16 protein-coding genes and 3 pseudogenes are annotated in these 19,775 nt (G+C 39.5%); 10 read left to right on the forward strand and 9 right to left on the reverse strand.

The features are described 5' to 3' along the window. The first annotated feature begins 7 nt into the window (after nt 1-7). Nucleotides 8-1,138: a PilT/PilU family type 4a pilus ATPase gene (locus ACU8V8_RS02475; protein WP_446888733.1), complete on the forward strand. Its 1,131-nt coding sequence runs from the start codon at nt 8-10 to the stop codon at nt 1,136-1,138. A gap of 1 nt (nt 1,139) precedes the next feature. Next, entirely contained in the window at nt 1,140-2,051 is a 912-nt protein-coding gene (locus ACU8V8_RS02480; protein ID WP_446888734.1) for a hypothetical protein, read from the forward strand. Here ACU8V8_RS02480 and ruvX read toward each other — a convergent pair. The 6 genes and pseudogenes from ruvX to ACU8V8_RS02510 all read right to left on the reverse strand — a co-directional run bounded on the left by ruvX (nt 2,014) and on the right by ACU8V8_RS02510 (nt 6,301). Continuing rightward, nucleotides 2,014-2,459 (reverse strand): annotated as a pseudogene (ruvX, locus tag ACU8V8_RS02485) (Holliday junction resolvase RuvX). The gene ACU8V8_RS02480 and the pseudogene ruvX sit on opposite strands and share 38 nt — an antisense overlap. Nucleotides 2,460-2,495: 36 nt before the next feature. Further along, a pseudogene (locus ACU8V8_RS02490) lies at nt 2,496-3,052 on the reverse strand (YqgE/AlgH family protein). Nucleotides 3,053-3,079: 27 nt separating this feature from the next. After that, entirely contained in the window at nt 3,080-4,033 is a 954-nt protein-coding gene (gene gshB, locus ACU8V8_RS02495) for a glutathione synthase (protein WP_446888735.1), read from the reverse strand. 53 nt (nt 4,034-4,086) lie between these two features. Further along, nucleotides 4,087-4,821: a 16S rRNA (uracil(1498)-N(3))-methyltransferase gene (gene rsmE, locus ACU8V8_RS02500; RefSeq protein ID WP_446888736.1), complete on the reverse strand. Its 735-nt coding sequence runs from the start codon at nt 4,819-4,821 to the stop codon at nt 4,087-4,089. 83 nt (nt 4,822-4,904) lie between these two features. Then, nucleotides 4,905-5,378, reverse strand: a complete 474-nt coding sequence (locus tag ACU8V8_RS02505; protein WP_446888737.1) for a hypothetical protein — start codon at nt 5,376-5,378, stop codon at nt 4,905-4,907. A 29-nt stretch (nt 5,379-5,407) separates the two neighbouring features. Next, on the reverse strand, nt 5,408-6,301 hold the full coding sequence (locus tag ACU8V8_RS02510) for a DUF350 domain-containing protein (RefSeq protein ID WP_446888738.1): 894 nt from the start codon (nt 6,299-6,301) through the stop codon (nt 5,408-5,410). Nucleotides 6,302-6,370: 69 nt separating this feature from the next. On the opposite strand from ACU8V8_RS02510, the pseudogene glnE reads away from it, so the two are divergent. Further along, nucleotides 6,371-9,168: pseudogene (glnE, locus tag ACU8V8_RS02515) on the forward strand (bifunctional [glutamate--ammonia ligase]-adenylyl-L-tyrosine phosphorylase/[glutamate--ammonia-ligase] adenylyltransferase). Nucleotides 9,169-9,227: 59 nt separating this feature from the next. Here the strand turns inward: glnE and ACU8V8_RS02520 are convergent. The 3 genes from ACU8V8_RS02520 to tolC form a co-directional block, all read right to left on the reverse strand. Then, on the reverse strand, nt 9,228-9,800 hold the full coding sequence (locus ACU8V8_RS02520) for a TcpQ domain-containing protein (RefSeq protein ID WP_446888739.1): 573 nt from the start codon (nt 9,798-9,800) through the stop codon (nt 9,228-9,230). A gap of 61 nt (nt 9,801-9,861) precedes the next feature. Then, nucleotides 9,862-10,788 (reverse strand): LpxL/LpxP family Kdo(2)-lipid IV(A) lauroyl/palmitoleoyl acyltransferase, encoded by a 927-nt coding sequence (gene lpxL / locus ACU8V8_RS02525; protein WP_446888740.1) that lies wholly within the window; start codon nt 10,786-10,788, stop codon nt 9,862-9,864. Nucleotides 10,789-10,897: 109 nt separating this feature from the next. Further along, nucleotides 10,898-12,238, reverse strand: coding sequence for an outer membrane channel protein TolC (tolC, locus tag ACU8V8_RS02530; protein WP_446888741.1), 1,341 nt, complete (start codon nt 12,236-12,238; stop codon nt 10,898-10,900). 155 nt (nt 12,239-12,393) lie between these two features. Between tolC and ACU8V8_RS02535 the strand changes: the two genes are divergently transcribed. Genes ACU8V8_RS02535 through ACU8V8_RS02565 form a run of 7 tightly spaced genes read left to right on the forward strand, consistent with a single transcriptional unit; the run spans nt 12,394 to nt 19,775 of the window. Next, nucleotides 12,394-13,014 (forward strand): NUDIX domain-containing protein, encoded by a 621-nt coding sequence (locus ACU8V8_RS02535; RefSeq protein WP_087532871.1) that lies wholly within the window; start codon nt 12,394-12,396, stop codon nt 13,012-13,014. A 33-nt stretch (nt 13,015-13,047) separates the two neighbouring features. Next, nucleotides 13,048-13,506: a DUF1249 domain-containing protein gene (locus ACU8V8_RS02540; RefSeq protein WP_446888742.1), complete on the forward strand. Its 459-nt coding sequence runs from the start codon at nt 13,048-13,050 to the stop codon at nt 13,504-13,506. Further along, nucleotides 13,493-14,284, forward strand: coding sequence for a metallophosphoesterase (locus ACU8V8_RS02545; protein WP_446888743.1), 792 nt, complete (start codon nt 13,493-13,495; stop codon nt 14,282-14,284). Before ACU8V8_RS02540 ends, ACU8V8_RS02545 begins: the two co-directional genes overlap by 14 nt. Continuing rightward, the gene (locus ACU8V8_RS02550; RefSeq protein WP_446888744.1) at nt 14,269-14,829 is read left to right on the forward strand and encodes a YqiA/YcfP family alpha/beta fold hydrolase; all 561 of its coding nucleotides are present in this window, start codon (nt 14,269-14,271) and stop codon (nt 14,827-14,829) included. Before ACU8V8_RS02545 ends, ACU8V8_RS02550 begins: the two co-directional genes overlap by 16 nt. Before the next feature lie 32 nt (nt 14,830-14,861). After that, nucleotides 14,862-16,751 (forward strand): DNA topoisomerase IV subunit B, encoded by a 1,890-nt coding sequence (parE, locus tag ACU8V8_RS02555; RefSeq protein WP_087532875.1) that lies wholly within the window; start codon nt 14,862-14,864, stop codon nt 16,749-16,751. Nucleotides 16,752-16,798: 47 nt separating this feature from the next. Then, nucleotides 16,799-18,688, forward strand: a complete 1,890-nt coding sequence (locus tag ACU8V8_RS02560; RefSeq protein WP_446888745.1) for a tetratricopeptide repeat-containing diguanylate cyclase — start codon at nt 16,799-16,801, stop codon at nt 18,686-18,688. Next, entirely contained in the window at nt 18,681-19,775 is a 1,095-nt protein-coding gene (locus ACU8V8_RS02565) for a PQQ-dependent sugar dehydrogenase (protein ID WP_446888746.1), read from the forward strand. Before ACU8V8_RS02560 ends, ACU8V8_RS02565 begins: the two co-directional genes overlap by 8 nt.

The raw sequence follows: 19,775 nt of genomic DNA on the forward strand, positions 1-19,775 counted from the left end.
AAATATAATGACTCATTCTCTTAACTATTTTTTACAACTGATGATAAACAAGCAAGGTTCTGATTTGTTTGTTTCGAGTCAGCTACCGGTCAGCGCAAAAATTAATGGCGAATTGATTGCATTGGGAGACGATAAAATTTCGGATGAGGAATCCTTGGCGTTAGTTGAATCGGCAATGAGTGAAAAGCAAAAAGCAGAATTTCATAGCTCTAAAGAGTGTAATTTTGCCATTGCGACCGATGAAGGCCGCTTTAGGGTTTCTGCATTTTGGCAACGTGATTGTGCTGGAATGGTTATTCGTCGCATTGTGACTACAATACCTGATGTGAATGAATTAGGCCTTCCTTCAACTCTGACCGATGTAATAATGGCTAAACGTGGGTTAGTGCTGTTTGTAGGTGGCACTGGCACGGGTAAGTCAACGTCACTAGCTGCATTGCTTGGTTATCGCAATCGTAATCAACGAGGCCATATATTAACCATTGAAGATCCGATCGAATTTGTGCATGAACACCGCAAGAGTATTATTACTCAGCGTGAAGTAGGGCTTGATACAGAGAGCTTTGAATCAGCTCTTAAAAGCTCCTTACGCCAAGCGCCAGATGTTATATTGATTGGTGAAATTCGCTCGCAAGAAACCATGGAGTATGCACTAAGCTTTGCCGAAACTGGGCATTTGTGTGTTGCTACTTTACACGCGAACAACGCCAACCAAGCAATCGACCGAATTATGCACCTTGTGCCAAAAGAAAAGCACGATAAGCTAAAGTATGATTTATCCTTAAATTTACGGGCAATAATAGCTCAACAATTAGTGCCTACTGCTGATGGAAATAGTCGTGTTGCTGCAATTGAGATTCTACTTAATACGCCAATCATTGGTGAACTAATTAAAAAAGGTGATATCGGCGGTATTAAAGAAGCGATGGCAAAGGCAAAAGATATGGGGATGCAAACCTTTGATCAAGCGTTATTTGAGCTTTATAAACAACAGCGCATCAATTATGCAGACGCTTTACATCATGCTGATTCACCAAATGATTTGCGACTTATGATTAAGCTTCGTAATAACGAGCAGCAAGGTGCTGGTTTTTTACAGGGAGTTACCATTGACGGCTTAGAATCTAAGGGTCAGTAGGATGAAAAGATGTATAAAATGGTTACTTATCACCGTTGGTTTTTATGTTGTTAGTACACCATTTTATGCGATTGCAACGGAGCAATCGATTGCAATTTTTATCCGTGATGACGTATATGATGACTATGTGCATTTTTTAGCTGGAAGATCACCACAAGAAATTACTGACTTCAGTGGCCGATATGTACGGCGTGATGTTGTTGATATGATCATCGCGCAGCAAGCTTTGTATCTAGGAGGTTTTAATAAAAAATTTACTTATCAAATCGGTAAAATTAATTTTCGTAATACTAAGTTGCTAGAGCAAGGCGAATTACTACTGAGTTTTGATAGTTACTGGTATGAAGATGCTAAATCACTAACTGATAAAGTGTATATTAGCGATGCCGTGATCCGTAAGGGGGAGTATTTTGCAGGGGTTTTTACTTCACCAAATAATAACAAAGTATTTAAGCTGCAACACTTATCTGATTTCAATCAATTAACCAGTGTTTCTACGCCAAGATGGCGCACCGATTGGCAAACTTTATCACAGTTACCATTAAAAGATTTAGTGGCTGAAGATGAATGGCTCAGCCAAGTACGTATGGTATCTATGCAGTGGATTGACTTTATGTTGATGCCGTTAATGCCACAGACAAATAATCGTTATGTGCTTGAAGACATCGTGTTACAAGCCGTGCCTAATGTATTGGTATTATTAGACGATAGTCGTCACTTTGTGATTGCAAAACAGCATCCTGAAGGTGAGCGCGCGTTTAAAGCCTTGCAAGCTGGCTTAAAAGTACTGCGTGCTCAAGGCGCGATAGCAAAAGCCTACCGTCAGGCTGGGTTTATTCCGGATCTGAGTGAGCAGCTTATTATTAACCTACCGCTTACCCGTAAGCCTGTTCAAAGAAGCTTTCCAAAATAATAACAGCCGACATATTATCCACATTTCCTTTACCTAAGCTACGGTAACCGCCTTGTTCGAATAATCGAGATTTGGCATCTGCTGTAGTTAAACGTTCATCCTGAGTCTCTACAGGTAGCCCTGAATGGTTATGTAAACGGTTGGCAAACTTTTTAGCTTTAAAAGTTACGTCTTGGTTTGTGCCATCCATATTTAAAGGTAAACCAACAACGAGTAAATCAGGTTGCCACTCATCGATATGCTTTTTAATGAAATCCCAATTTGGAATACCATCTTTTGCTTTAATTGCAGTTAAGCTTGATGCGGTTCCGTTAACTCTTGCCCGATAGCAACACCTATACTGGTGGTACCAAAATCAAAGCCCATAACGGTGCGTTCACCTTTGGGCTTTAGTTGTTTCTTAGTCATGCTAGCTCTGTACTTTAAAATTGTGGTTGACCACGCTTATGCGTGGCCCGCTTCTGAACTTAATTGGCTAATATCAAACCCAAGCGTCGCGACTGCTTTTTCCCAGCGTTGCTCTATTGGCGTGTTAAAAATAATCTCAGGATCGGCTTTTATAATTAGCCATGAATTTTCCAGTAGCTCTTGTTCAAGCTGGCCTTGCTCCCAACCAGCATAACCTAAAGTTATAATAAATTGCTCCGGTGCTTGCGTGGTCGTTAGGCTTGCTAATACATCTTTTGAAGTCGTAATCATTATTTCACTACTAAGCTCTTGGCTTGCAGCATAGCCCGGCTTTGGTGAGTGCAACACAAAACCACGATCGGTTTTTACCGGCCCCCAGCAAACACAGCGACTTGTGATGCTTGATTTGATTTATCGTTATCGATTTCAATTTTATCAAGTAAATCACCTACAGTGATGTTGATAGGCTGGTTAATAACCAGCCCCATAGCCCCATCTTCATTGTGCTCACAGATATACGTTACTGCACGTTTAAACAAAGGGTCTTGCATTGAAGGCATTGCGATTAAAAAGTGATTTTCTAATGATTGCATAACGTTACCCCTTTATTATATTGAAAATTAAGTATGGCTTAGTTTTCTCTCTATCGCATCAAATAAGATGCCGGTAATTGAAATATCATAGGCAGCCTCAATCTCTTTGACGCAAGTAGGGGCTGTTACGTTTATCTCGGTTAGCTTATCGCCAATAATATCAAGCCCAACAAAAACCAAGCCTTTTGCTTTTAATGTTGGTGCCACTGCTTGGGCTATTTTAAGGTCTGACTCACTAATTGGACGTGCTTCACCCCGACCGCCAGCAGCTAGATTGCCACGGGTTTCACCATTTTGTGGAATACGCGCTAAACAATATGGAATCACCTCACCATCAACAACTAGTACGCGCTTGTCGCCTTGTTTGATTTCAGGGATGTAATTTTGCGCCATCGCAAAGCGGCTACCATGTTCAGTAAGCGTTTCGCAAATTACGCCTATATTGGCATCATTTTCTGTCACTCTAAAAATAGATGCGCCACCCATACCATCTAATGGTTTGAGAATAATATCCTGGTGCTGGGCAAGAAACGCTTTAATTTGGTTTTTATCTCGGGTTACCAAGGTGTCAGGTGTGTACTCACTAAACCACGCAGTAAAGAGCTTTTCGTTAGCATCACGTAAGCTTTGTGGTTTATTAACGATTAATGTGCCTTCAAGTTCGGCGCGTTCTAAAATATAAGTGGCGTAAATATATTCAGTGTCAAACGGCGGATCTTTACGCATTAAAATAACGTCTAAATCGGCAAGGGCGATGGTGGCCTTTTCTTCTAGCTCATACCAGTGGTTTTCATCATCAAAGACTTTTGCTTTAGCTGCCGTTGCAAAGGATTTACCTTTGCGTAGAGATAAATCATCCATTTCCATGTAATAAATTTCATAACCACGACTTTGAGCTTGCATCATCATTGCAAAGCCTGTGTCTTTTTTGATGTTGAACCCGCTGATTGGATCTGAAATTATACCTAACTTAATCGCCATGTCGTTGCCTTACTTAATATGTTGCAATAGATATGAGGGTGCTTTTAGTAATTTCAATTAGCTAAATCACCAAATTGAAGCTGTAATGCACTTAAGACCGTTAAAGCGGCCGTTTCGGTTCGTAGAACTCGTGGGCCAATGCGAATATCAGTAAAATCTTGCTGTTTGGTTTGTGCTATTTCTTCATCAGTAAAGCCGCCTTCAGGGCCAACTAAAAAGCGGACACCACTTTTTGGTACTGTAATTGTCTTAATCGAATGTTCGGCACGTGGGTGCAGAGTCAGTTTTATTTCATCACTGCTTTGTTTTAGCCATTCACTTATATCAATAGGAGGATGAATGGTGGTAATACGATTACGCCCAGATTGCTCAGCGGCAGAAATAGCTATTTTTTGCCATTGTTGGTGTTTCTTTGCTAAACGCTCAGCACTGAGTTTCACACCACAACGTTTACTAAAAATAGGGGTGATCTCTGTAATACCTAATTCAACAGACTTTTGAATGGTAAAGTCCATTTTATCTCCGCGAGATATACCTTGACCTAAATGAATACTCAATGGTGATTCAACGTCTATGTCGTTAAATTCAAGTGGCATAGCAACGACAGACTTTTTGCCAACTTCGATGAGTTCACACAAGTACTCTCCGCCCTGACCGTTAAACAAAGATATTTGTTCACCAACCTTCATGCGTAAGACCCGACCAATATGCCCTGCGGCATCATCGTTTAAATGAACTGGGGTTGAAAGTACGATATCGCTTGCTTGATAAATATGAGGAACGCGCATGATGACCTTAAGATAAATAGCTAATATAGCTTATGGTATGTAACGCTGCTCTTTGGTGCAAATATTATTAGCAGAACTAAACTTTAACTGTTTATTTTTTCATTTAAGGCGTCTAAATCGTGAGGTGTTTCTGCAATATCATCTTGACAGGATAAGTGGTTACTGTGTGCTTGTTCGGTGACCGGTTCAAAATGATAGCCGTGTTCAACCTCACTCACTAAAAATCGTACATTGTGCAGTGAGTTGAAGATAAAACGTTGCTTGTCATCTGCAAGTAAATAATCGGTTTGATTAAATAAAACGCCTACAATATCGTGATGTTCATGTAAGTAGCTTGCCAGCTCTGACACGCTAATTTCATTATTAAAATCACAGTAACAATAATCTTTGATAAGCTCATCAAACATTAATTTTACGAGCTGGCGTGTATTTATACCAGCAACTACTAAAGTGCTTGGGGTATTGGTGTTAGCTTGGCCAAAATAGTGTTCAGTGAATTGTCGACTAAATTCACTGTCATTATCGATCAACAAGTAATTATCTACTTTAAACGGCATGGGGCCCCACATGTTGGTATTTTCAATCGCTAAATTGAAAACATACTAATAAGTAAATAGCCTATAACGCTGAAAACAGCAAATTCGATACAGGCAATACCAATGTTATCTTGATGGTCAATTTCAAGTGCAGTATCAATATTGGGTAAAGAAATGAACTTAATAATGGCCGTTAGTATATACAGTAATAACCACATCGTGCCGCAATGTAAAGCTAATGTGAAGATATTCTCTACCATTTTTCCGTTATGGAAAATTGCGCTTGCCAGTCCAGCATAAATTGCTAACGCTAAACCGATAGATTTTCCCGCATAACGTATGCCTATGGAAGTGTTTTCTAGATTGAAGTTACTTTGTAGTGAGGCACCTTGATTTGCTCTAGCAAATCGATATTCGCGCAATTTACTATCTAAAGCAAAAATTCCCTGCAATAAAAAGAAGCTAACAAATGCGATTAATAAGCTACTAAACCCTTGAGTATGTGACCAGTTATAAAGGCCTAAGGTAATAATACAGTTTGCGATTAACATGCCTGAATCAACCAAAGCTGCACATACGTTTTGTTTTAAAATAGCTGCTTCTTCATTAAATCGATGCAAAATCCATTTACGATGAATTAAATGACCGATTTTAATGAAGCTAAATAAAAGCACAATTAACGTAATAACCTTCAAGGGGTTTGATTGTGCTGCGCTGATGCTAATTTCTTCAAACAAATAGGCAATGGTTGCAACGACTACACTTATCTCTGAAGCAAAACTAATACCCATAGCAAAATTGTCATGTTGGGCAAGTTCTTCTTTCAAAGCTTGCTTTGCCTTGAAATGGTTTAGTCCTCGTAAGCCTACTACGGTTAAACAAATAACCGCAAAACAAATGGCAATCGCGAGTAAACTAGTGTTAGATAAAGACAAATATGACATGTTGAACCTAGATAATAATTAATAATTTCATTCTAGTATGATTACTGCTGATATAAAAGAGAGTATTTTATGAGCCAACTCCAACCACTTCCCATACAAATACATACACTTGGAATGGAGCGCTTTCGCGAGTTATTTCCTGAGCGCTTAGTGAACGACAAAATTATAAGATTACTTGGCTTAAGTGAATTTGCTTGGCGTTGTTTGGAATCTCAACCTGAGCTTATTGATATGTTGCTATCAGAGCATGACATGGTATTACGGGACTGCCCTTGTCCTTTTTTAGGTTATGAGCTTAGCAATATAGATGAAGTTTCAGGCTATAAAATATTACGTAAGTACAGAGAGCGTTATTGGCTCAAAGTGGCATTCTTGGATCTGTGTTGTGATAACGACATAGCCGATAGTATTCGCTATATTTCTATGTTGGCAGACAGTTTAATCGATGGTGCAAATCGTTGGGCATTTGCACAAGTGGCTAAAGTTAATGGTGAGCCTGTGGATGAGCAAGGCAACACTATGCAAATGTTGGTTTTAGGGATGGGCAAGCTAGGGGGAAAAGAGCTTAATTATTCCTCTGATATCGATTTAATATTTGCTTATCCGCAAAGTGTAAAAACACAAGGCGGTCGACGCTCACTCGAAGCGCAAGTTTTTTATACTAAAGTTGCACAAAAATTGATTGCGTCATTGAACCAAAATACAGCTGATGGGCAGGTATTTAGAGTCGACATGCGACTTAGGCCGTTTGGCGAAAGCGGTCCGCTAGTAATGAGTTTTAACGCCATAGAAGATTATTATCAAGAGCAAGGCCGTGAGTGGAACGCTATGCCATGCTAAAAGGTCGTTTAATTGGTGAGAAAACTCAATACAGCGATGAATTTTACCAGTTATTAAAGCCTTTTGTGTATAGGCGTTATATTGACTTTTCAGTGATAGAATCGCTTCGTAAAATGAAGCAAATGATTGCTCAAGAAGTTAGGCGAAAGCGTCTAACAAATAATATCAAGCTTGGTGCGGGTGGTATACGCGAGGTTGAGTTTGTCGTACAAGCATTGCAAATGGTGCGCGGCGGACGTGAAGCTAATCTGCAAACGCAGTCATTACTTAAAGCCCTTGCAGAGCTTAGTACCACCAATGTAATCGCTGCAGAGGAAGCGCAATTGTTGCAAAGTAATTATTTATTTTTGCGTAAAGTAGAGCAGTACCTACAAATCTTTGATGATCAACAAACACAAACATTACCAGATGATGAACTTAATCAGCAGCGTCTAAATTTTTTACTAGGGCACATTGATTTTAGTCACACACTTGATGAAATAAATAACATTATGGCTGCGGTACATAGTGAGTTTGAATTGGTCATTGGTTATGACAGTGAGCCTGATGATCCTTGTGAAAGTGCCTTTGTAAGTGCATGGGAGCATAATGATGTAAGTTTACTATCAGAGGCAGATGACAGTTGGCAACAGCCTTTGAGTGACTTTAGGGAGCGATCAGCTAAAGCAAAGATAGGTTTACGAGGTCGTGATATTCTCGATAAATTAATGCCATTGCTGCTAAAGCAGTTAACTCAGTGCAATGCATCAGGCGCGGTGTTTAGTATGATTAGTCAAGTGCTGAATAAAGTCATTTCGCGTACTGCATACCTTGAGCTGTTATATGAGAATCCTGGTGCGCTGAAACAGCTTGTAACTTTGTGTTGCCACAGTAAGTGGATCGGCGAACATATTTCTCGTTACCCAATTTTGCTTGATGAGCTGATAGACCCTGCTGTGCTTTATAAACCCACACCATTAACGGCTTATAAAGATGAAGTCAGACAATATTTTTTACGTATAGATAGTGAAGATTTAGAGCAGCAAATGGAGGCGTTACGCCAATTTAAGCAAACTCATCAGTTACGCATAGCCGCAGCTGATGCGACAGGCGTGTTAGATGTGATGAAGGTTAGCGATCACTTAACAGCGCTTGCTGAAGCGATTGTTGACCAAGCCGTAAACATAGCTTGGCAGCAAATGGCCACGCGTTTTGGTATTCCGCCCAATACAGATGATGAAAACAAAGGGTTTGGCGTTATAGCATATGGTAAAACAGGAGGTTTTGAAGTCGGTTATGATTCGGATTTGGATTTAGTATTTGTACATAATCACGATGGTACAAGCCAAACAAATGGCGAAAAAAGTATATCCTCTAGGCAGTTTTATTTAAAACTCGCGCAGCGCTTAATGCATTTATTTAATACGCGTACGGCTTCAGGTATTTTATATGAGCTCGATACACGTCTAAGGCCTGAAGGAGCCTCAGGGTTGATGGCTATTAACTTGGAAAGTTTCCATCATTATCAATTAACTCAAGCTTGGACTTGGGAGCACCAAGCGCTAGTACGCTCAAGAATGATTTTAGGGCAAGTAGAACCGCAACAAAGGTTTGAGCAAATCCGCTTAGAAATACTGTCGCAGCAGCGTGATAATGCCGTGTTAAAAGATGATGTCATCAAGATGCGTGAGAAGATGCGTAGTCATTTAGCTAAAGGCAACGACAAGGAGTTTGATTTAAAACAAGATGCTGGTGGTATGGCTGATATTGAATTTATAACTCAGTATTTAGTACTTAAAAATGCCCATACTTTCTCTCAATTAACGACTTTTTCAGACAATGTGAGAATTCTTACCGACGCAGCTCGATTAGGCTGTATTAATAACTCTTTGAAACAAGGGCTGATTGCCGCATATATTGAATACCGTTCGCGTTACCATGTGTTGAGTCTGGATCAGCAGGGACGTTGTGTTAGCCGAGAAGAGCTTGAAGAACATATTAACTTAGTAGTAAAAGCTTGGCAGGATATTTTTGGGCTGAATAACTAGGTTTATTCTGACGAACTAGAGCTTGATAAAATATGTATTTTCTCAAGCTCAAATAAATACTAACTCTTTAAACGGCGGCAGTTTTCGCGAACATATTCGGAGGGCAGCTCAGTAATGACAGCTGCTCTTTGTTTAAAGCAAAAGAAGGTGTATACCTCGTTTTCAAAGTCATCATTTATGGCGCGACCAACCTGATATAAAGTCGAGTTGAAATTGCTATCGACTCGAAAATGATCTTTGACTACGTAGTCTTTGTTTAAATACCAATAAAGCACAATATCTTCATTTCGGGCATATTCAGACATTACCTTTTTAAGAGTCGAGCCATTTTCGAAACGTCTTGCTATGAACTCCCCAGTCCAATTTGGGGATGATGGTTCGACAACTCGCGCGCGTTCAATTAACGCTGCATCAATATTTAACTCAGGTTTAGGTAGTTTTAAAACATATTTATCTCGTTCATTATTTTTATTTACTTGATTACGCAACGCCGAATAAAACCGCGATAACCCTTGCGCAGCAGCATTTTTTGTTTCTTTCATGTCCATAACTGGGCCATGACCAAATAAAAAATAAATGGCGGCTATAATTAATATAACTGCTAGTGATAAATGCTTAACCCAAAACCACATAACTCATACTCTTGTTTTTGTGTTTGTTCATAAAATCATATTAAACCACGAAAGTCATCTTCTACTTATAGTAAGAAGGCGCGTTTTCGTCAGGGCGAGTTTTAAAACGTCTGTGTAACCACATGTATTGCTCGGGTGCTATTGCTACTGCCTGTTCCATGCGTTGATTCACCCGTGTCACGTCTTGCTTGTCATTGCCACTAGGGAAATTTTCTAACATAGGGAATACTTCTAGGTGATACTTACCGTCTTTGTCACGGTGGCTAGCAAAACTGACGACCTCGCAATGTTTACTCGCCGCGAATAATAGCGTTCCTGTTGTTGTTGCCGCCTCAGCTACTGCGAAAAAAGGAGCAAACTCACAGCGCTTTCGGCCATAGTCTTGATCTGGTAAGTAGTAACACACTTTTTTGTTTTTAAGCGCTTGTAATAGCCCTTTAACGTCTCGTTTGCCAATTAAAAACTCATTAGAGCGTAAACGACCATTAGTTGTAAAATATTCCATTAACGGATTATTGTGCGGGCGATAAAAGCCAACACCTTGACAGTTTATTCCCATAACTCGGCTGGCCATTTCTAAGTGTAGAATGTGGGGGACTAACAACAAAGCCCCTTTGCCTGATTGATTAATTTTTTCTAGGTGTTCTAGCCCTTTAATCGAGCCGAATACTTTATTTACTCGCCATTGTGGCCACCACCATGCCATACCTGTTTCCATCATGGCGATGCCAGTATTCTCCATATTTTCTAGCACTAGTTGCTGTTGTTCGTGTTCAGGCATACCTGGAAAACACAGTTTAATATTTACTTCAGCAATGTGTCGGCGCTTCTTCATAAAGCGGTGTACTAAACGCCCTAAATATTTACCCATTAGTAATTGTAGTTTATGAGGAAGCCATGAGATCAGGTAAAGAAAAAATACGCCAACCCAAGTTAACCAATAGCGAGGACCTAAAAAAGACAGCTTGAAAGCAGAGGAATTAACCACAAAAAACATCTCAGAAAATAAAAGAAGTAGTTTAACTGTATGTGTTTAAAAACACAAAAAAGCCAGCATTAAGCTGGCTTGATAGTTTAAAACCGATGGAATTAATTGCTTAAATAGCTTTTAATCCCTGATTAATAGCAATTAAGTCTTCACTGGTAAGGGTACCAGCGGCTTGCTTTAAGCGTAATGTAGAAACCACATAGCGATAACGTACATTGGCTAGGTTACTTTTTGCATTGTACAGATTTTGCGTGCTAATGAGTACGTCAACAATAGTACGAGTACCCACCTCAAACCCAGCTTCAGTGGCTTTTAATGCACTTTCTGCTGAAACAACAGCTTGCTCAAGTGCTTTAAAGGTAGCAATGTCAGACACAACTTGATTATAAGATGTAATAACAGAGCGAGTTACACCACGTAATGATGCTTCTAAATCTTCACTGGCAGCAACGTAAAATGCACGTGCTTGCTCTGTTGCCGCAGTTGTTGCACCACCAGAATAAATAGGCACAGTAAAATCAAGACCAACCGTTGCGCTATCACCACGAGGTCTCATGGTGTTGCTATTATAATCGGTTAATGAATCCCCATAAGTTGCATTAAGGGTTAGTTTTGGATAGTGCCCAGATTGTGCTAAATCAATTTGATCTTTAGCAATATCGACCGTTACTTTTGCAACTTGTAAATTTAAGTTATTTTGCTCAGCCAATTTTACATAGTCAGTTGATTGTTTGTTTGGCTTTACTGTCGAAAATGTTTGGGTATCTAGCGTGTCTAACTTGGCATGATATTTACCAGTGATTTCACGAAGTTGCTCTCGAGCAGTTTCAACGCCGTTTTTAGCCACAATCTCTTGTGCAACTGAGTTATCATATTGTGCTTGTGCTTCGTGAACATCAGTGATGGCCGTAAGGCCAACAGCATAGCGTTGTTTAGTTTGCTCAAGTTGACGCTCGATTGCACGTTTTTCTGACTGTACAAATTCAAGATTGTCGATGGCACTTAATACATTAAAATAGCCATCCGCAACACGAACTATTAAATCTTGCTGTGCAAAATCATATTGTGCAGAAGCTTGTAAAGCTTGTTTGTCGGCGATATCTAAAGAATTCCACGCACCTAGGTCAAAAAGTGTTTGGCTTAAACTCAGGCCACGGCTGAATGTATCAGTATCACCGTCTATTCTTGCATAGCCTAATGGGTCAGTACCTTCATATGTTGTGCTATCTGTCTTATCATAGCCCATTGAAAAGCCAATTTGCGGTAGTAAGGCGCTTAAAGCTTTATCACTGTTATAAGATTGTGCATCGGCTTGTGCTTTAGCTTTTAAAACCGTTGGATCATTTGCAGTGGCAATTTCGTATACTTGTAATAAATCTTCAGCATTTGAAGCTGTAGCAGTCAATGCGCATGATAAGCCGATCAGCGCAGCAAGAATGTTCTTTTTCATTAGTTGTTCAGTCCTTAGACAGTTTGCGTACTAAAAGCATGGTAACCTGTTTTGTCAAATAACAAAAAAAAATTTGTGTAAAACAGCGCAAACAAGTGTAACAGAATATAATAAACCGCAAAATTTTTGAGTTAAGAAACCGATTAAGGAAATAAATGACTAATAAAGCGATTACTCAATTTACCAATAATGATGTTGACGTTGCGCCAATCGAAAACTTATACAGTGGCTTTTTTAAAATTAACCTTTATCAATTTGAACATGCTTTATTTGCCGGAGGTAAGTCACAAACCATTAAGCGTGAAATTCTTGAGCGTGGTGATGCTGTTGCTGTGCTTCCTTATGATCCCCTTACTAATAAAATATTGCTTATAGAGCAGATACGCATTGGTGCTATGCGTAGCAAAGAGTCGCCTTGGCTTTTAGAGTGTATAGCTGGTATGACTGATGGCAACATTGATTATGAAGCCGTTGTTAAACGCGAAGCCTTTGAAGAAGCTGGCCTTCAATTGCAGCAACTTGAGTATATGTTATCGTACTTATCAAGCCCTGGTGGCACCACTGAGCGTCTTTATCTTTATTTAGCCATCGTAGATTTAAGCCAACATACTAGTGGTGTTTTTGGTCTTGAGACAGAAGGGGAAGATATTAAGACGCATGTGATAGATTTTGACGAGGCCTTAGCGCGTCTAAGCAGTGGTGAAATAGATAATGCGGCAACGGTGATATCTTTGCAGTGGTTAGCGCTCAATCGTGAGCGTATAATAAGTAAATAGACTACTTTTAACTCTTAACTTTATGGCGGTAACTTGACAGCAACAGCAGTGAAACAACGATATATCCAAAGCTTACCTAAATACCTTACGTTATGTGAGCATAATTACTTGCGCGCTTTAAAGCTGTTACCGCTAAGTAAAGAGGTTGGTCAAACACGCCGCGTTCAATTAGGTGAGCATCAGTTTGAAATTAACGTTGATGGCTGTGCCAAGTACACCATGGATATTTCAATAACTCAGTTATCTGGTGTTATTAAAGGCATGACGCCGTTATTTTTAACTGTGCGTTTGTACCATGATGCGAAAGTTGCTGAGATTGTTCATCATGATTACCATCAAAGAATTAAGCCTTCATATGGTTATCCAAATCCTTTAATGCATCAAAAAGATGAAAAGTATCAACTCAATGCCTTTTTATACGATTGGTTAATAGCCTGTATTGACAGTGGTCGTGCAGTACTTAATTGGGATGTTAATAATGGCTTGGTTTGAACAAGAAGCTAAGTTTAATAGTGAAGTATTAAAACTGGCTCATGTTACTGATAGTCATTTGTTTGCCAGTCGTAGCGGCGAATACTTTAGAGTCAACACTGCAGAGCACTTCCTCGCTTGTTTAACAGACATGGCGACACAAAACTTAGATGGGGTGATTTTTGGTGGCGACTTGACCCAAGATCACAGCGTAGAATCATATTCATTATTTGCTCAATTAATAGCGGAATCACCATTAACTTGTCCTGTTTTTTGGTTGCCGGGTAATCATGATGAGCTAAATTTATTAACATCCCTTGCTAATAAGCAAATCTCAAATGCGAAGCGACTAATCACTAATAGCTTTGCTGTACTTCTACTTAATTCAAAAGGAGCAACACCTGCCGGATGGGTAGCTGACGCTCATTTAACAGAGCTGACTGACAGTTTAGAACAAGCAAAGTTGCCGAGTGTTGTTTTTTGCCACCATAACCCATTACCAATAAATGGTTATTTGGATAAGCACATGCTAGAAAATGGCCCACAATTGCTAAATAGGCTCAATAACAGCAGTTATGTAAACTGGTTGTTTCATGGTCATGTACATAACAATTATGAGTTTGATTACAGAGATATAAAAGTGGTTGCAACCCCTGCAAGTTCTGTACAATTTTTAAAAAACACACCTGATTGGCAACAACAAAATCTAGGTGCAGCTTATAGGCTTATTACTCTATCTAAGAGTGCAGAGAGTGAAAATTTGACCTGCGACACGGAATTGGTATGGCTAAACGTGTAATTTATATTCATGGCTTTAATAGTAGCGAAAAATCATATAAAGCTGTGCGCTTTGGCGAGTATATGGCAAACTATGACGTTGAATATTTTGTGCCGCGCTTAAATCATGAGCCTTTACATGCCATTATTCAATTAGAGCAACTACTAACGCCAGATACAGTTTTAGTTGGTAGTTCTTTAGGTGGTTTTTATGCCACGTATTTATCGCAAAAATATCAGCTTCGTGCAGTAGTCATTAATCCTGCGGTTGAGCCTTTTTTATTATTGAGTTCATTTTTAGGGCCTAATTATAACCCTTATCAGGATACCCACTACGAGCTAAATAAAAGCCATATTAGTGCGTTAAAATCACTGTTCATAACACCGCTAACTTCCCCATCATTATTGTATTTATTACAGCAAACGGGCGATGAAGTACTCGGCTTTGAACAGGCAGTTAATTATTATTCACAGTGTAAACAACATATTGAGTTTGGTGGCGATCACAGTTTTCAAAACATTGAGAGCACCTTTGCAAGTATTGTGGATTTTCTTAAAATCACGTAAAACATAGCTAAGCGCATAAAAAGATAAAAACTATGAGTCAGCAAAATTATAACGCCGAAGCCATTGAAGTATTAAATGGTTTAGAACCCGTAAAACGCCGTCCTGGTATGTACACAGATACCACGCGCCCTAATCACTTAGGTCAAGAAGTGATTGATAACAGTGTCGATGAAGCAATGGCTGGGCACGCAAGTAAAATTGACGTTATTCTTCACGAGGATAACTCGTTAGAGGTGAGTGATGACGGTCGTGGTATGCCAATCGATATTCACCCTGAAGAAGGCATTCCCGGAGTCGAGTTGATTTTTACTAAATTGCATGCCGGCGGTAAATTTTCAAATAAAAACTATCAATTTTCAGGTGGTCTACACGGCGTAGGTATTTCGGTTGTAAATGCACTATCTACTCGTGTTGAAGTTATTGTGCGCCGTGATGCACAGCAATTTATGATGGCGTTTGAAAATGGCGACAAAGTTGAAGACTTAAATGTTATTGGCACTGTGGGTAAGCGTAATACCGGTACGACGGTGCGTTTTTGGCCTGATGCCAGCTATTTTGATTCTGCTAACTTTTCACTGACTAAGTTACATCATTTACTTAAAGCCAAAGCAGTATTATGCCCCGGTTTACGCATTAAGTTTATCAACAAGCAAACCAAAGAAACTCAAGAGTGGTATTACGAAACGGGCTTACGTGATTACTTAAATGAAGCTGTTAAGGGCTATGAAGTATTACCAAAAGAACCGTTTACAGGGGAATTTTCCAGTTCCACAGAAGGGGCTGATTGGGCTGTTGTATGGCTACCTGAAGGCGGAGAGTCAATTGCAGAAAGTTATGTAAACTTAATTCCGACTGCGCAAGGTGGTACGCATGTAAATGGTTTGCGCCAAGGCTTATTAGAAGCAATGCGTGAGTTTTGTGAATTTCGAAACCTGCTTCCACGAGGCGTTAAACTGACTCCTGACGATATATGGGAGCGTTGTAGCTATGTCTTGTCGGTTAAAATGCAAGATCCTCAATTTGCAGGCCAAACAAAAGAAAAGCTTTCATCGCGCTCTTGCTCAGCGTTTGTATCAGGTGTGGTGAAAGATGCATTTAGTTTATGGCTCAACGAGCACACTGATATTGCCGAGCTTTTATCAGAGTTATGTATTTCAAATGCTCAGCGGCGTCTTCGCGCTGCTAAAAAAGTTGTTCGTAAACGTGTGACAGCAGGCCCTGCATTACCAGGTAAGTTGACGGACTGTAGTGCGGCCGATAATGATCGCACTGAATTGTTTTTAGTTGAGGGTGATTCTGCTGGTGGCTCTGCCAAGCAAGCTCGAGACCGAGAGTTTCAAGCAATTATGCCGCTCAGAGGTAAGATTTTAAATACGTGGGAAGTAGAATCAGGCCAAATATTAGCTTCACAAGAAGTACATGATATATCGGTTGCATTAGGAATGGACCCAGATTCAAAAGACTTATCAGCGCTGCGATATAACAAAATATGTATTTTAGCGGATGCTGACTCTGATGGGTTACATATTGCAACTTTACTCTGCGCACTCTTTGTTCGTCACTTTCCTGAATTAGTTAAGCAAGGTCATGTATATGTGGCTATGCCGCCTCTATTTCGCATCGATATAGGTAAAGAGGTTTACTATGCGCTAGATGAAGATGAAAAATCGGGTATCTTAGCGCGTATAGAGGCGGAGAAAAAACGCGGTAAAGTTAACGTTCAACGCTTTAAAGGCCTGGGCGAAATGAACCCGCTGCAATTGCGTGAAACAACTATGGATCCAAATACCCGTCGCTTAGTGCAGCTAACATTAGACGAAGAGCAACACACTCTCGAAATGATGGATATGTTGCTTGCTAAAAAGCGCTCTTCAGACAGGCGTCAATGGTTAGAAGATCACGGAAATCGCGCTCAAGTATAACTTCAAAGGAAGCAGCTTATGCACCCTCAACTTGGTAGGCTTTGTTAATGGCTGTTTTAAATCGCTATTTGTTAAGCTTCGCATTAGCAGTGTTTTTTAGCACTGCTAATGCGAATACTTCAGTTGAGCAGCAATGGTTAGAGGAAAAGCTGGCCATTGCTGAAGAAAAAAGCATTGAAAACCCAACACTTGCTGTTATATATCTTAATAATATCCTAAAAGATAAAGCATCTACGTTAACTGAAATTCAACGCATAAAACTACAAATCACGCTTGCTGAAAACTACCTACTTAATAGTGATATGAATAAAGCAGTTGAATTAGTCAAACAGATACAACGTTACCAAGAGTTACTCGATGCGACTTCAGCGGTTAGCTACTTTATTGTTAAATCGGATATATACTTGCTGCAAGGGGATTCAAAGTTAGCGTTGGCTGAATTAGATAAAGCTAAGGAAAAAATAACGCTGTTAGATGATAAAGCCAAAGGTAACCTGTATGCTGCTTTTGCTAACTACCACGTAAGTAATCATAACGAGAGTAAAGCAAAAGATTATTATTATAAAGCCTACGAAGTCTTTCTTAAAAGTGGCGATGACTTACAGCTCGCTTACATTGAATCTACGATGTCACAATCTTATGAAGCTTTATATGATTTTGATAAAGCTATTGAGCTGCAAAAAAAAGCTCTGTCTTATTTTAGTCGTAAAAATTTATCGTTTGATATGATGGTTTCTTATTATCATCTAGCTAAGATTTATCTCAAGCTTTCACGTAATTCAGACGTAATTTTGAATGCTGAGCAAATTTTAAGGATTAACGCAGAGTCACAATCATCCAGCCCTAAATTTAACTACTATGCATATATCACTCTTACGCAAGCATACTTACAATTAGGTGATATTGAACAAAGCGTTAAGTTTTTAGATTTAAGTAATCAGTTTGTGGCCGGTATTGAAGACGTCTATAAGAAGGTAGATCACTTCTTGATTCAAACTGAAATTGAAATAACACAATCAAAACTTGAACAAGCTAGCCGAACAATTACTAAAACTAGCGAAATCCTAAGTGATGTTCCAGTTGAAAGTGCGATAACTTTTTTACTTCGGTTAAAAAAATTGCAAGCGAAATTGTCTATAAAAGAAGGTGACTTTGAACGAGCAACTGAGGAATATCAATCATATATTTCGCTTAATGAGCAGCATTATAACTATATACGTGAACTGTTTCGCTCTCAGAATAAAGCCCAATTTGACATTAAAAAATTGGAACTAGAGAATCAACTACTAGAAAAAGATAAAGAGCTCAATGAGTTTGCTTTGCTAGAAATAAAACAAGAACAAGCACTACAGCATAGTATAATGTTTAGCGTATTAATGTTGGCTCTGGTGTTACTTATTTTTGCATGGCGCCAGTATCGATTAAAACGTAAGTTTAATGGACTCGCTAATACAGATTATTTAACAGGCGTGGCAAATAGACGAAAAGTTATGGATTTTGCAGAACAGCAATGGCTGGAGTTAAAACAAGGCTGTAATAAATTTTCGCTAATTAGCTTTGACTTAGATCACTTTAAAAAAGTGAACGATAACTATGGTCATCCAGCTGGGGATTTAGTATTAAAAACCATTGTTAACGTTGCCCAGCAAGCAATTCGTGAAAATGATTTCTTAGGACGGATTGGTGGCGAAGAGTTTTTAGTTGTTTTGACAGGCACGGATCAAGTTGAAGCCACTGAAATTGCTTACAGAATAAAAAGTGCCATCGAAAAAGCACAAATCCAGAGCGATAAAGGAATAATTAGAGTCACAGCAAGTTTAGGCGTGACTCAAAAGAATGAGCAAACAAGCACATTCAAAGATTTACTAAAGCAAGCAGATAAGGCCTTATATGCTGCTAAAGAAAATGGCCGAAACAGGGTAGAGGTTTATGATTAAAGTACTAGTATCGATTATTACGCTTGGATTGCTAAGTGTTCCGACCTTTGCGAACGACATACTCCAAGAGCTGAGTGTGGCTCAGGGCTTTAAAGTGAGTATTTTTGCTGATGGGGTCGAAAATGCTCGCCAAATTGCGGTATCTAAAAAAGGCATTGTTTATGTTGGCTCTCGTAAAGCAGGCAAGGTATATGCACTGATAGATCACAACAGTGATGGTGTTGCAGATAAACAGATTTTAGTCGCCAGTGACTTATCAATGCCATCAGGGCTTGCCATTAAAGGTGATGATTTATATGTAGGTGAAGTACACCGTATTATTCGCTTCAAAAATATAGATAAACAACTCAAAGCACCAAAATATGAGGTCGTTTATGATGCATTACCGACAGAGCGTCATCACGGTTGGAAATTCTTACGTTTCGCACCTACCGGCGAATTGATAATCCCAGTAGGCGTACCTTGTAATATTTGCGCTGAAGATGAGCGATTTGGTCGAATATTTGCGCTTGATGTGAATACCAAGCAAATTACCACACTTGCTAAAGGTGTGCGCAATTCGGTTGGCTTTGATTTTCATCCAAGCACACAAGCTATGTGGTTTAGCGATAATGGACGCGACATGATGGGTGATGACATACCGCCTGATGAATTAAATCGCTTAACTAATGAAGGTGAACATTTTGGCTTTCCTTACGTGCATGCGGGGGCTATTTTAGATCCTGAGTTTGGTAAAGGTAAAAGTACCAGCGATTATACGGCACCCGCATTAGCCTTAGGTGCTCATGTGGCCCCACTGGGTATTCACTTTTATAACGGCAAGCAATTTCCGAGCGATTACAAACAACAGTTATTTGTTGCTGAGCATGGTTCATGGAATCGCAGTAAAAAGTCAGGATATAAAGTGGCTGTTGCCACTATTGAGCAAGGACGTGTGATAAAATACACGCCGTTTATAACGGGCTTTATGAAAAACGAAGAAACATTGGGTCGTCCGGTTGCTTTTGCAGAACTTGCCGATGGCAGCTTATTGATCTCCGATGATTACGCCAATGTGATCTACCGTGTAAGCTATAAAAAAAATTAG

The sequence above is a fragment of the Pseudoalteromonas sp. SaAl2 genome (assembly GCF_052947895.1).